Origin of the sequence: Streptomyces sp. Ac-502 (genome assembly GCF_045222935.1) — a bacterium.
Taxonomy (GTDB): domain Bacteria; phylum Actinomycetota; class Actinomycetes; order Streptomycetales; family Streptomycetaceae; genus Streptomyces; species Streptomyces monomycini.
In genome coordinates this window covers 6,776,786-6,789,365 of the sequence record NZ_JBHFFO010000001.1, presented here as the reverse complement: position 1 = coordinate 6,789,365, position 12,580 = coordinate 6,776,786, and the positions used below count along the sequence as shown (strand labels likewise).

Annotated in this window: 12 protein-coding genes and 1 pseudogene; 4 read left to right on the top strand and 9 right to left on the bottom strand. The window is 73.2% G+C overall.

Annotated features, from left to right (window positions below):
* Positions 1–65: 65 nt before the first annotated feature.
* The gene (dapE, locus tag ACEXOX_RS31070; RefSeq protein WP_406524368.1) at positions 66–1,157 is read right to left on the bottom strand and encodes a succinyl-diaminopimelate desuccinylase; all 1,092 of its coding nucleotides are present in this window, start codon (positions 1,155–1,157) and stop codon (positions 66–68) included.
* A gap of 41 nt (positions 1,158–1,198) precedes the next feature.
* Here dapE and ACEXOX_RS31065 point away from each other — a divergent pair, with 41 nt between their 5' ends.
* Positions 1,199–2,266, top strand: a complete 1,068-nt coding sequence (locus ACEXOX_RS31065; protein WP_406524367.1) for a heavy metal transporter — start codon at positions 1,199–1,201, stop codon at positions 2,264–2,266.
* A 538-nt stretch (positions 2,267–2,804) separates the two neighbouring features.
* Entirely contained in the window at positions 2,805–3,371 is a 567-nt protein-coding gene (locus tag ACEXOX_RS31060; protein ID WP_406524366.1) for an ATP-binding protein, read from the top strand.
* 117 nt (positions 3,372–3,488) lie between these two features.
* Here the strand turns inward: ACEXOX_RS31060 and dapC are convergent, their stop codons facing one another.
* On the bottom strand, positions 3,489–4,586 hold the full coding sequence (gene dapC, locus ACEXOX_RS31055) for a succinyldiaminopimelate transaminase (protein WP_406524365.1): 1,098 nt from the start codon (positions 4,584–4,586) through the stop codon (positions 3,489–3,491).
* A gap of 132 nt (positions 4,587–4,718) precedes the next feature.
* Positions 4,719–5,039 carry a ferredoxin gene (fdxA, locus tag ACEXOX_RS31050; RefSeq protein ID WP_018089397.1) on the bottom strand — a complete coding sequence of 107 codons (321 nt, stop codon included), beginning with the start codon at positions 5,037–5,039 and terminating at the stop codon, positions 4,719–4,721.
* A 139-nt stretch (positions 5,040–5,178) separates the two neighbouring features.
* Here fdxA and ACEXOX_RS31045 point away from each other — a divergent pair, with 139 nt between their 5' ends.
* The gene (locus ACEXOX_RS31045) at positions 5,179–6,189 is read left to right on the top strand and encodes a GNAT family N-acetyltransferase (protein WP_406524364.1); all 1,011 of its coding nucleotides are present in this window, start codon (positions 5,179–5,181) and stop codon (positions 6,187–6,189) included.
* A 17-nt stretch (positions 6,190–6,206) separates the two neighbouring features.
* Positions 6,207–7,067, top strand: a complete 861-nt coding sequence (locus tag ACEXOX_RS31040) for a transglutaminase-like domain-containing protein (protein WP_406524363.1) — start codon at positions 6,207–6,209, stop codon at positions 7,065–7,067.
* Here ACEXOX_RS31040 and ACEXOX_RS31035 read toward each other — a convergent pair.
* The 6 genes and pseudogenes from ACEXOX_RS31035 to ACEXOX_RS31010 all read right to left on the bottom strand — a co-directional run bounded on the left by ACEXOX_RS31035 (position 7,034) and on the right by ACEXOX_RS31010 (position 12,470).
* Positions 7,034–8,281 carry a PP2C family protein-serine/threonine phosphatase gene (locus ACEXOX_RS31035; protein WP_406524362.1) on the bottom strand — a complete coding sequence of 416 codons (1,248 nt, stop codon included), beginning with the start codon at positions 8,279–8,281 and terminating at the stop codon, positions 7,034–7,036. The genes ACEXOX_RS31040 and ACEXOX_RS31035 overlap by 34 nt on opposite strands.
* A 107-nt stretch (positions 8,282–8,388) precedes the next feature.
* Positions 8,389–9,026 (bottom strand): annotated as a pseudogene (locus tag ACEXOX_RS31030) (response regulator transcription factor).
* Between the two features lie 183 nt (positions 9,027–9,209).
* On the bottom strand, positions 9,210–9,401 hold the full coding sequence (locus ACEXOX_RS31025) for a hypothetical protein (RefSeq protein WP_050510146.1): 192 nt from the start codon (positions 9,399–9,401) through the stop codon (positions 9,210–9,212).
* Between the two features lie 140 nt (positions 9,402–9,541).
* A complete protein-coding gene (locus ACEXOX_RS31020; protein WP_406524361.1) occupies positions 9,542–10,780 on the bottom strand; it encodes a sensor histidine kinase in 1,239 nt (412 codons plus the stop codon).
* Positions 10,777–11,514 carry an ABC transporter permease gene (locus ACEXOX_RS31015; RefSeq protein ID WP_406524360.1) on the bottom strand — a complete coding sequence of 246 codons (738 nt, stop codon included), beginning with the start codon at positions 11,512–11,514 and terminating at the stop codon, positions 10,777–10,779. The genes ACEXOX_RS31020 and ACEXOX_RS31015 overlap by 4 nt, the downstream gene beginning before the upstream one ends.
* The gene (locus tag ACEXOX_RS31010) at positions 11,511–12,470 is read right to left on the bottom strand and encodes an ABC transporter ATP-binding protein (protein WP_406524359.1); all 960 of its coding nucleotides are present in this window, start codon (positions 12,468–12,470) and stop codon (positions 11,511–11,513) included. Before ACEXOX_RS31010 ends, ACEXOX_RS31015 begins: the two co-directional genes overlap by 4 nt.
* Between the last annotated feature and the right edge of the window lie 110 nt (positions 12,471–12,580).

Sequence of the window (12,580 nt, the reverse complement as noted above, 5' to 3'; positions counted from 1 at the left end):
GCGCAGGTGACGGGCAGGGCAATTCCGGATGCCGGGACACCGGTGGGGCAGGTGGGGCCCGTGGGCTACGCGGTGAGCCAGGACCGCAGGCGCTCCTCGCAGTGCAGGATCCGCTCGACGGCGACCCGTTCGTCCTTCTTGTGCGCCAGTACGGGGTCGCCGGGCCCGTAGTTCACCGCGGGCACGCCCAGGGCGCTGAAGCGCGAGACGTCCGTCCAGCCGAACTTGGGCTTCGCGACGCCGCCGACCGCCTTCATGAAGGCGGCGGCCGCGGGGTGCGACAGGCCCGGCAGCGCGCCCGGCGAGTGGTCGTCGACGATCATCTCGGCGACGCCGCAGTCCGCGAAGACCTCCCGGACGTGGTCGAGCGCCTCCTGCTCGCCGCGGTCGGGCGCGTAGCGGAAGTTCACGGCGACGGTGCAGGCGTCGGGGATGACGTTGCCCGCCACACCGCCCTCGATCCGTACGGCGTTCAGCCCCTCGCGGTATTCGAGACCGTCGATGACGGCCCGGCGCGGCTCGTAGGAGGCCAGGCGCGCGAGGATCGGCGCCGCCGCGTGGATGGCGTTGCTGCCCATCCAGCTGCGCGCCGAGTGGGCCCGCTCGCCCTCGGTGCGCAGCAGCACCCGCAGGGTGCCCTGGCAGCCGCCCTCGACCTCGGTGTTCGAGGACTCCAGCAGGACGGCGAAGTCGCCCTCCAGCCAGTCCGGGTGCTCCTCGGCCAGCCGCCCGAGGCCGTTGAACTCGGCGGCGATCTCCTCCATGTCGTAGAAGATGAAGGTCAGGTCGCGGTTGGGCGCGGGGACGGTGGCGGCGATGCGCAGCTGCACGGCGACGCCGGACTTCATGTCGGTGGTGCCGCAGCCCCACAGGACGCCGTTCTCGTCGAGCCGGGACGGCACGTTGTCCGCGATCGGCACGGTGTCCAGGTGGCCGGCCAGCACGACCCGCTCGGCATGGCCCTGGTCCGTGCGCGCGACGATGCAGTTGCCGTCGCGCTCCACCGTCAGGTGCGGGAGCGCACGCAGCGCGTTCTCGACGGCGTCCGCGATGGCCTTCTCGTCCCGGCTGACGGAGGGGATGTCGACGAGCTGAGCGGTGAGCTCGGCCGCGTCGAGGGAGAGGTCCAGTGCGGGGGTCTGCGTAGCGGTCTCCATGCGTCCGACCCTACCGGCGCCCCTCCAGTACCGTTGGCTGCGTGTCTCCCCAGTCCTCCACCCCCTCCCGCGGCACCCGCGGCAAGCGCCTCCTGCGGGCCGGCGCGGCCTTCGCCGTGCTCGTCGGGCTGGGCGTGTATCTCGTCGTGCAGTACGTGACCGGCGGTCCGGGAGCACCGCGCTGCTCGGTGCGGGCCGCGGACGGCGGGAAGCCGTACGAGATCTCGCCGGAGCAGGCCGCGAACGCCGCGACCATCTCGGCCGTCGGCTCCGCGCGCGGGCTGCCGCAGCGGGCCGTGACGATCGCGCTGGCGACCGCCATGCAGGAGTCCGGGCTGCGCAACATCGGCTTCGGCGACCGCGACTCGGTCGGCCTCTTCCAGCAGCGTCCGTCCCAGGACTGGGGCACGGTCGAGCAGATCATGGACCCGGTCTACTCGGCCGGGGAGTTCTACACGCACCTGGTCAAGGTGCCGGGCTACTCGCGGCTGCCGCTGACGGTGGCCGCGCAGAAGGTGCAGCGCAGCGGCTTCCCGCAGGCGTACGCCAAGCACGAGCCGGACGCCGCGCTGCTGACCGGCGCCCTGACCGGGCGCGACGGTGCGGCGATGACGTGTTCGGTGAACCGTCCGGCGGACCGGAAACGGCCGGGCGGTACGGACGAGGTGCGCAAGAAGCTGGTGCGCGAGTTCGGGCCCGACGTCCTGCCGCACCCGGACGGGACGGCTCCGGGCGGCAAGGACGACGGCGGGGACGGCGGCAAGGACGGCGGCCGGGTGCTGACGGTGCCCGCGCGGGCGGTCTCCCACGGTGACGCCGAGGACGCCGGGGACCCCGGGGTCGCCGGGGCCGCGGCGGGCCCGGGGCAGGCCGGCGGCGCGTCGGCGGCCGGGGCCGGTTCCGGGTCGGCGGCCGGTTCCGGGGCGGAGCGGCGCGGCTGGGAGCTGGCCACCTGGGCGATGGCCCACTCCGGGGCGTTGGGCATCGAGCAGATTTCCTACGCCGGGAAGATGTGGTCCGCGGCCGATTCCGGGAAGGGCTGGCAGAAGGCGACCGGTGCGGCGGCGCGGGCTTCCGGTACGGACGTACGGATCGTCACCGCGAAGTGAGGCCGCGGGCCACTGCCGGAACGGGGTGAGCCACAGACAGCCGCCGGAACAGGGCGGGGCCGCAGACGACTGCCGGAACGGGAAGAGGCCGCGGACGGCCGCCGGACCACCGGCCCCGGCGAGGCGCTCGCGCGAGCGCCTCCGGAGCCCCCGCGCGGCGCCGCTCCGTCACCCGTACGGCCGTCACGCCGTCAGCCTCGTGGTCACCGCGCAGCCGTCCGGCCGGTCCCTCGGCCGAGTTAACGTCGTCAACCCCGGGCAGCGGCGCCGCATCACCGTCGCCGGGGTCACTCGAACGGCGTGGAACCCGCCCGCGCCCTGAGGCGTGACGTTTCAGCACCGTACTGCGCACGGCGCAGTTTGCCCGGTTTCCTCCGGAGCAGATTATGTGACCCCCCACTGATTCTTTACCAGCCGTGCCGCAACCTTCCCGGGCCTGGCGCGGTAGTCACGTCGTGCGTCCGGCAGCCACCGCGCCCCGCCGGCGGACACGGCACGTCTGTCAGAAGAACCAGTCCCTCTCCGTAAAAGGAGCACCATGTCCCTCCCCCTCTCGCGTCGGATCGCCCGAGCCGCGCTGCTGGTAGCAGCCGGCGCAGCCCCCGTGGTCGGTGCGGGCTCCGCGAGCGCCGTGGAACTGCCGCACTCGTCCGACCTGGGCGGACTGACCGCAGTGGACACCGCGAGCCTCGCCGACACCGCCGACGGCGCGGTCCAGGGTGCCGGCGACCTCGCCGGCGAGACCGGCGCGAACGCCACCGAGGCCGGCAGCAAGGTCGTCCGCAAGGCCGTACCGGCCCTGAGCAAGACCGCGGGCAAGACCGCGGGCAAGACGCTCGGGGAGACCGCGCCGGCCGCGAAGCAGGCCGCGGGCAACGCCGCCAGCGACACCGCGGACAGCGCGGGGGACATCCTCACCGACACCCTCCACACCGCCACCGAGGACGGCCTGCCGACCGACGGTCTGACCGACGCGCTGCCGGGCGACGGGCTGTCCACCGACGGGGTGACCGACTCGCTGTCCACCGACGGCCTGGCCCAGGCGGTCGGCGACAGCGGTCTGGCCTCGGACCTGCTGCCGACGAACGGGCTGCCCATCAGCTGACGGAGCACCGCCGCACAGCGAAGCCCGGAGCGGACGCCTGAGGTACGGCGTCCGCTCCGGGCTCGTCGCGTGTGCGGCTGGTGCTCCGGGCGTGCGGCTACGGGCTACGGCGTGCGGCTACTGCGCCAGGCGCCGTACGGCCTCGTCCACCCGCTCGTCGGTGGCGGTGAAGGCGACCCGTACGAACCGCTCCCCCGCGCTCCCGTAGAAGTCGCCCGGCGCGACCAGGATGCCGCGCTTGGCGAGGTCGCCGACGGTGTCCCAGCACGACTCGTCGCGGGTCGCCCACAGGTAGAGCGACGCCTCGCTGTGCTCGACCCGGAAGCCGGCGGCCTCCAGTGCCTCGCGCAGGGCCGTACGGCGGCGGGCGTAGCGCTCGCGCTGCTCGCCGACGTGCTCGGTGTCGCCGAGCGCCGCGACGGTCGCGGCCTGCACCGGCGCGGGGATCATCATGCCGCCGTGCTTGCGGATCAGGAGCAGTTCGCCGAGGACGGCGGCGTCGCCCACCAGGAAGGCGGCGCGGTAGCCGGCCAGGTTGGAGCGCTTGGACAGCGAGTGGACGGCCACGATGCCCTCGTAGGAGCCGCCGCACACGTCCGGGTGCAGGACGGAGACCGGGTCGGCCTCCCAGCCCAGTTCGATGTAACACTCGTCGCTGAAGAGCAGCACGCCGTGCTCGCGCGCCCAGGCGACCGTACGGCGCAGCTCGTCGGCGCCGAGCACGCGGCCGGTCGGGTTGGACGGGGAGTTCAGCCAGAGCAGCTTGAGGCCGGTGGGGTCCAGCTCCCAGGGGTCGTCGTAGACGACCGGCTCGGCGCCCGCCAGGCGCGCGCCGACCTCGTAGGTGGGGTAGGCCAGGCGCGGGTAGGCGACGCGGTCGCCGGCGCCCAGGCCGAGCTGGGTCGGCAGCCAGGCGACCAGTTCCTTGGAACCGACGACCGGCAGCACGTTGGTGTGGTCCAGGCCGGTGGCGCCCAGGCGCTTCGCTGCCCAGCCGGTGATCGCGTCGCGCAGGGCGGCGGTGCCCCACACCGTCGGGTAGCCGGGGCTGTCGGCGGCGTCCGTGAGGGCTTCGCGCACGAGTTCGGGCACGGGGTCGACCGGAGTGCCGACGGACAGGTCCACGATGCCGTCGGCATACGCGGCCGCCGTGGTCTTGTACGGCTCCAGCCGGTCCCAGGGGAAGACCGGAAGACGGGACGATACGGGGCCCACGGTACTCTCTTTCCTCACGTTCCTCTGGCCGCACAGGTCTGGAAACGCCTCGGCCCCGTGCGGCATCGGCATCCCGGTCTCAGGTGACGGGGAGGCCGGCCGTACGGGACCGGGGCGGCGCCATGCGGCCGCTTACTGGTTCTGCGGCGGCAGCGCTGCGATGAAGGGGTGGTCGCGCTCGATCAGGCCGAGCTTGCTGGCACCACCGGGCGAACCGAGCTCGTCGAAGAACTCCACATTCGCCTTGTAGTAGTCCTTCCACTCCTCCGGGGTGTCGTCCTCGTAGAAGATCGCCTCGACCGGGCAGACCGGCTCGCAGGCGCCGCAGTCAACGCATTCGTCCGGGTGGATGTACAAGGACCGGGAGCCCTCGTAGATGCAGTCGACGGGGCACTCCTCGATGCATGCCTTGTCCTTGACGTCGACACAAGGCTGCGCGATGACGTAGGTCACGCTGTCGTTCCTCCTCGGTAGGGCTGGCGGACCGATTGGCAGTTCCGCCGCGGGGCGCGCGGGAGCGCGGCGTCGTCGATGCCCGCACCTAGTATCTCCGTTCCCGGGCACGAGACGAACAAGAGGGGCGGGTAGAGCCGTGGAATTCACTACCGGCGGACGGCTGGAGGTCCACATCACCCGTGCTGACGTGGGCAAAAGGGTATCTGTCCGGCGTCTGCTCGACGCCGGGGAGGGGGCTGCCGGGTTCACCGACACGGTCGGTGTTCTCACATCCTGGGACGGTGGTGTGCTGAGCATCACACGCCGGACCGGAGAGACCGTCCGGATTCCCGAGGCCGCTCTGGTCGCCGGGAAGACGGTCCCGGCGGCTCCGGCCCGCCGCCGCTCCCCCGCGACGAGCACGCCGGAACTGGACCGGGTGGCCGCCCGCGGCTGGCCGCCGGTGGAGAGCGAGTGGCTGGGCGAGTGGCAGCTGCGGGCCGGCGCCGGGTTCACCCGGCGGGCCAATTCGGTGGCGGCCGCGGGCGATCCGGGGCTGCCGTTGGACGCCGCGCTGGACCGGGTCCGCGCCTGGTACGCGGAGCGCTCGCTACCCGCGTACGTACAGCTCAGTACGGGTGCCCAGGGCGCCCAGGAGGACCTGGCGGCCGAACTGGACCGGCGCGGCTGGACGCGCGAGGCGACGGCGGAGCTGCGGACCGCCGCGCTGGCGCCCATCGGCGATCTGGACGCGGACGTGTCCCGGGTGGCGCTCACCCGGGAGATCGGCCCGGACTGGCTGCGGCGCTACCGGCGGTCCGCCGAGCCGGGGCCCGAGGTGCTCAAGGTGCTGCGGGGCGGCCCGTCCGTGTGGTTCGCGAGCGTGCCGGACGACGACGGCGACGTGGCCGCGATCGGGCGGTGCGTGGTGGACGGGCGCTGGGCCGGATTCGCGGCGGTCGAGGTCGGTATGGAGCACCGGCGGCGCGGTCTGGCCTCGGCCGTGATGGCGGCGCTCGCCCGCAAGGCCCTGGACGAGGGCGCCTCGGCCGCGTACCTCCAGGTGGAGACGGACAACGAGAGCGCCCGCGCGCTGTACGACGGGCTGGGCTTCGTCACCCACCACCACTACCACCACTGGCGCGCCTCCCAGGGAGGCCCGAGCTGAACGGGTACGAACCTCGTATGCATCCGGACTGGGACCCGGACGGGGACGACACGTCCGCCGAGCGGCGCCGGCAGTTCGCCGAGGCCGCGCGCGACGAACGGCCGGACCTCGCCCGGCTGTGTCTGCTGATCGCGGCGGAGGCCGATCCCGCGCTGGACGAGGCGGCCCTGGACGCGGCGCAGATCGAACTGGACGCGCTGGCCGGGCGCCTGCCGTACGCCCCCACGGGCGGGCCGCGCCCCTGGGCCCGCAACGTCGCCGAACTGCTCGGCGCGCGCCTCGGGTTCCGCGGCGCGCCCGCCGACTACCGGCGGCTGGAGTCGTCGCTGCTGCACGAGGTGCTGCGGCGCCGGCGGGGGCTGCCGATCCTGCTGTCAGTGGTGTGGATGGAGGTCGCGCGCCGGGCGGGCGCGCCGGTGTACGGGGTGGCGCTGCCGGGGCACTTCGTCGTCGGCTTCGGCGACCCGTACGGCGCGCACGTCCTCGTCGACCCGTTCGACGGCGGGCGGCTGCTGACCGACGAGGACGCGGGGGTGCTGGTCGCGGGCGCGACCGGCGCGCCGCTGACCGAGCGGATGCTGGCGCCGGCCGACCCGCTGGAGATCGTGCTGCGCATCCTGAACAACATCCGGGCGTGGGCGGTGGCCCGGCCGGAGCGCAGCGACGTGCAGCTGTGGGCGGTCGAGCTGTCCCTGCTGCTGCCCAGCCACCCGGCGCGGCTGCGCCACGACCACGCGCAACTGCTCGTGCAGCGGGGTGATTTCCTGGGCGGCGCGGCCGGGCTGGAGGAGTACGCGAAGGTGGTGGAGGAGATCGACCCGGCCGCTGCCGCCGCGGTACGGCGTCAGGCGGCAGCGGCGCGCGCGATGCTCAACTGATCCTGCTCGGCCTGCTCCGTCTGCCCTGTCTGCCCTGCCTGCCCGCTCAGCTCTGCCCGCTCGACCTGCTCTGCCCGCTCGGCCTGCCCTGTCTGCTCGTCCTGCCCTGTTCGCTCTGTCTGCTCGGCGGTGTGCGGGCCGCGGCGCACGATCAGTACGGTCGCGTCGTCCTTCAGCTCACCGCCGGTGAACCGCTCCAGGTCGGCGCGGAGCGTGTGCGCCAGCTCGTCCGGCTCCAGGTGCGTCCAGCGGGCCAGCCGGTCGGCCAGCGGGTAGAACGCGCCGTCCGCGCCGCGGGCCTCGGTCACGCCGTCGGTGCACAGCACGATCCAGTCGTCCGCCACCGGCTCGACGGTCACGCTCTGCCGTGCCTCGCCGGTGAGCCCGCCGAGCCCCAGGGGCAGGCCGCCTTCGCCGTCGCTGCGCTCGGTGACCTGGCCGTCCCGTACGAGGTAGTACGGGATGTGGCCGCAGGAGAGCACCTTCGCACCGTTCTCGCCGCGTACCTCCAGCAGCAGCGCGGTGACGAATCGTTCCTGGCCGCCGCGCTCGGTGGAACGGGCGTTGTAGCGGGCCAGGGCCTGCTCCATCCGCTCGGCGACGGCTTCGAGGCTGTCCTTGTAGTAGGCCGCCTCCCGGAAGGAGGCGAGGACCTCGTGACCGGCGCCGATCGCGGGCATGCCCTTGCCCTGGACGTCGCCGATCATCAGCCGCAGCCCGTGCGGCGTCTCCACCGCTTCGTAGATGTCCCCGCCGACCCGGGCCCCCTCCTGGGCGGAGACATAGAACCCGTACGCCTCCAGCGGTCCGGCGGTCAGCGGCAGCTCGCGCAGCATCTCCCGCTGCACGGCGTCGGCGACCATGCTCGTACGGGCGTACAGCGCTTCCCGCTCCAGCCGGGTCCGGCACAGCACCAGCGCGAACACGGCGACCAGCAGCGCCCCGAAGACCCCGACGATCTTGCTGGCCACCGACCAGTCCGGCACCGACCGCACCTGGATGAACACCTGGCACAGCACGTACACGGCGGCCACCACGGCCGTCCGGCGGTAGCCGCAGCGCAGCGCGGCGATCAGCGGTGCGATGCCCATGAACAGGGCGAAGTGCAGCTGCGGGCCGGTCCCCGCGTCCGCCAGCGTGATGGCCAGGGTCGCGACGACGAGCAGCACCGCCACACCGCGGTCACGCGCCGGGGATCGCTGGAAAGTCGACACATGTTCCAGCGTGCGGGCGCCGTTCCGCCTCGCCCAGGGCCGAAAGTCCTGGTGAGGCGGTTGTGAGGGGTGAGACTCCTTACAGCGTGGGCCCGTCGTCGTCCGGGCTACAGCCAGCCCTTGGCGCCTGCCGTGCGGACGGCTTCGGCGCGGTTGCGGGCGCCCGTCTTCTGGATGGCGGTGGACAGGTAGTTGCGCACCGTGCCGTGCGAGAGGTGCAGGGCGGCGGCGATCTCGGCGTTGGTGGAGCCGTCCGCCGCCGCGCGCAGCACGTCGCACTCCCGGTCGGTGAGGGGTTCGCCCCCTCGGACAGCGCGGCGGCGGCGAGCGCGGGGTCGATGACCTGCTCACCGCGGAGCACCCGCCGTACGGCGTCCGCGAGCTGCGCGGCCGGGGCGTCCTTGACCAGGAACGCGTCGGCGCCGGACTCCATGGCGCGGCGCAGGTAGCCGGGCCGTCCGAAGGTGGTGAGGATGACGACCTTCAGCGCCGGGAACTCGGCGCGCAGCAGCGCGGCGGCGTCCAGGCCGCTGAGGCCGGGCATCTCGATGTCGAGCAGTGCCACGTCCACGGGCTGCTCCCGCACCGCGCCGACCACCTCGTCACCCCGCGCGGCCTGGACCACGACCTCCATGTCGGGTTCCAGCCCCAGCAGCGCGGCCAGCGCTTCCCGGACCATGGACTGGTCCTCGGCGAGGAGGAGGCGCACTTTCTTCACGGGCTGCTCGCCGTGCGGGTCAGTCATGCGGCCACCCTAGCCAGGCGGGGGAAGGCGCAGGTCGGCGGGCGAGGACGGCGCGGAAGAAGGCAGCGCGGGCGGCCGGTGCGAGCGGGCTGCCGGTCCCAGCGAGGGGTCCGGTGCGAGCGGAGGGCCGGTGCGAGCGGAGGGCCGGTGCGAGCGGAGGGCCGGTGCGAGCGGGGGCAGGACTCACATGTAGAAGCGCTTGTGCTGCTGCGTCGGTTCGAAGGTCTGGCGGCAGCCGGAGCACCACCAGTGCCAGGTCTCCGGTGCCCGGCCCGAGTCGCTGGTGTCCTTCCACAGGCGGCGCCGGTCGCGGCAGGCCGGGCAGCCGGGCGGGGCGAGGGGACCGACGACGGCCCGCGGGTCGATGGGTGGCATGGCGCCAGCCTGCACAACCCGGAGCGCCGGTGCGCCGGTTCCCGCGCCGGGCCACTCCAACGGGCGGAGCGGGAGCGTACGCCCGCGCGCCGGAGCCAACCGGAGCGCACGTTCCTACGCCTCACGCCCCCCGACGCGCCTCACGCCCCCGACGGGCTCTGCTCCGTGGGCCGGGCGACGGTACCGGACACCGGCGGGCCGCCGAGCGGCACGTACGCGCGGAGCGCGAAGCCGCGGCCGCGTGGCGCCGCGCCCGTCTCCAGGCGGCCGTCGGTCAGCGCCAGCCGTTCCCGCAGTCCGCTCAGGCCGTTCCCGTCCTGGCCCCCGCCGCGCGGCGGCCCGGTGCCGTCGTCGATCACGGACAGGCACAGGTACCGCCGCTCGTCGGCCTCCCACTCTTCGGTGAGCAGCACCTCGCAGCGGCCCGCGCCACTGTGCCGTACGACGTTGGTGACGGCTTCCCGCAGCGCCCAGGCCAGGGTGCCCTCCCCGTCCTCCGCGAGACCCCGGTGCTCCTGTTCCACGGCCGGGTCGATGTCCGCCCTGATCCCCGCGGTGCGCAGCGCGGCACGTGCCCCGGCCAGTTCGACGACGAGGCGGGGGCGCCGGTAGCCGGTGACGGCCTCGCGGACGTCCACCAGCGCCTGGCGGCTGACCCGTTCGATGTCGGCGACCTGCTGGGCCGCGCGGTCCGGCTCGGCGGGCAGCATCCGCCCGGCCAGTTCGCTCTTGAGCGTGATCAGCGAGAGCGAGTGGCCGAGGAGGTCGTGCAGGTCCCGGGCGAGCCGCAGCCGCTCCTCGTTGGCGGCGAGCCGCGCGACCTCCTCCCGCGCCGCGCGCAGCTCCTGCGTCGTACGGATCAGATACTGCACGCCGACCATCGCGAACCCGCTGAGCAGGCAGGGCAGGGCGTACGCGAAGAGGTAGACCCGGACGTCCTCGTAGCGCATCCCGATCAGCACCAGGACGGCGGTCAGCGCGGGGATGGCCCACCGCGAGACGCCGAAGGGCTGGGTGACGGCCACCGCGACACACACGAAGGTGAAGAGCACCAGCCAGTTCGGCCCGAGGACCGAGGACAGCAGGACGGCGAGCGCCGCGAGGACGGCCACGGCGGCCCGGACCACCGGGTTCTTCACGGGCCGGTGGGCCATGTGCCGGAAGAGCACGACGAAGTAGACGGCGACGAACGTCAGGAGACCGGCGCAGCCCAGCAGCTCGTGCGCCGGGGACATCCCGCCGTCGGCGAGGTCCCCGATCGGCCCCGCCAGGTACAGGAACCAGATGACGACCCAGGCGCTCTTGACCAGCGCCTGCCGACGGGTGCGGGGTGCCGATCCGATCAGCACCGGGTTGCACTCGGTCTCCGCTTCTCTCATGCCGTACGCGTGTCCTTCCGGTAGAGCCAGCCCGCGCCGCCCGCGAAGACGAGCAGGTAGCCGGCGAGGATCGCCAGGTCCTTGGCGTCCGGGGCGTGGCCGCCCTCGATGGCCGTGCCGAGCGCGGCGTACGCGTGGGTCGGCAGCCACTCGGCGATGTTCTGCACCCACTGCGGCAGGATCGTCAGCGGCATCCACAGACCGCCGAGGAACGCCAGCACGAAGTAGATCATCATCGCGATCGGGCGGACCGCGTCACCGCTGGCCAGGTAGCCGATGGCGACGCCGAGCGCGGCGAAGACGAAGCTGCCGAGCCAGGTGGCGACGAGGATGGCGATCCACTGCCAGGCCTCCAGCCGGACGCCCTTGACCGTCGCGGCGACCAGCATGACCAGCACGATCGACGGCAGGCTGACCGTCGCGGCGGAGCCCATCTTCGCGGCGACGTAGCCACGTCCGGGCAGCGCGGTCAGCCGCAGCTGCCGTACCCAGCCCTTCTCGCGCTCCTTGGCGATCATCTCGCTGTTGCCGATCAGTACGGCGGTCATCGCGCCGAACGCCGCCATGGCGACCATGAAGTACAGGGGCATGTTCAGCTGCATGCCCGGTATCGGCTTGCTGTCGGCGCCGCCCGCGATGATCAGGTAGAGCACCGGCGGGTAGATCACCGAGAAGAACATGAACTTCTTGTTCCGCAGGGCGCGGACGATCTCCAGCTTGATCAGGGTGGTCATCGTGCCGCCTCCTCGGCGGTCGCTGCGTCGGTGATGGCGATGAACGCCTGCTCCAGGCCGAGTCCGGCCACTTCCAGGTTGTGCGGGTACAGGCCGAGGCCGTACGCGGCGTGCACCGTCGCGTCGGCGTCCCCGGACTGGATGCGCACGGTGCGCCCGGAGACCTCCAGGGAGGTCAGGTGCGGCAGCCGGCGCAGTACGTCGTGATCGACCGGCCCGTCCAGGTCGAAGACGATCCGGCGGGCACCGGCCCGTGCCTTGATCTCGGCGGCGGTGCCGTCGGCCAGCACCCGGCCGCGGTGCAGCACGATCACCCGGTCCGCGATCTCGTCCGCCTCTTCGAGGTAGTGGGTGGCGAACAGCACCGTACGGCCCTGCCGGGCCTGCGTCCGCATGGTGCCCCAGAACGTCTGCCGGGAGGAGACGTCCATGCCGGTGGTCGGCTCGTCCAGCACGATCAGGTCGTTGGCGCCGGCCGTGGCGAGCGCGAAGCGCACCCGCTGCTCCTGGCCGCCGGAGAGCTTGTCGACCATCCGGTCGGCGATCTCGGTGATCCCGGCGGCGTCCATGATCTGCTCGACCGGGTACCCGCCCGGGTGCAGGTCGGCGGCGAGCTTGACCAGCTCACGGACCTTCACCCCGGTCATCAGCCCGCCACTTTGCAGCATGGCGCCGACCTTGCCCTGCTCGATGGCGCGCTGCGGGCTCGTGCCGAACAGCGACACGGTGCCGGTGTCGGCGTTGCGCAGGCCCAGGAGCAGGTCGAGGGTGGAGGACTTGCCGGCGCCGTTGGGGCCGAGCAGGGCGACGGTCTCGCCCGGGTACAGCTCCAGGTCCAGGTCGGCCACCGCCCGTACGGCGCCGTAGTTCTTGCTGACTTTACGGAAGCTGACCACGGGCTCCGGACCCGCCCGGCGCCCCGCGGCCCGGTCTGTGGTGGTGGCAGTGCTCGTCATGGGACCCAGCTTCACAGCGGGGCGGTGACCTGCGGCAGTGTCGCCTGTCGCAAGTACGGGGTGACAGATGTCATGGGGGGTGTCCCCTAGGGTGCGCCTGCGGATCCTCG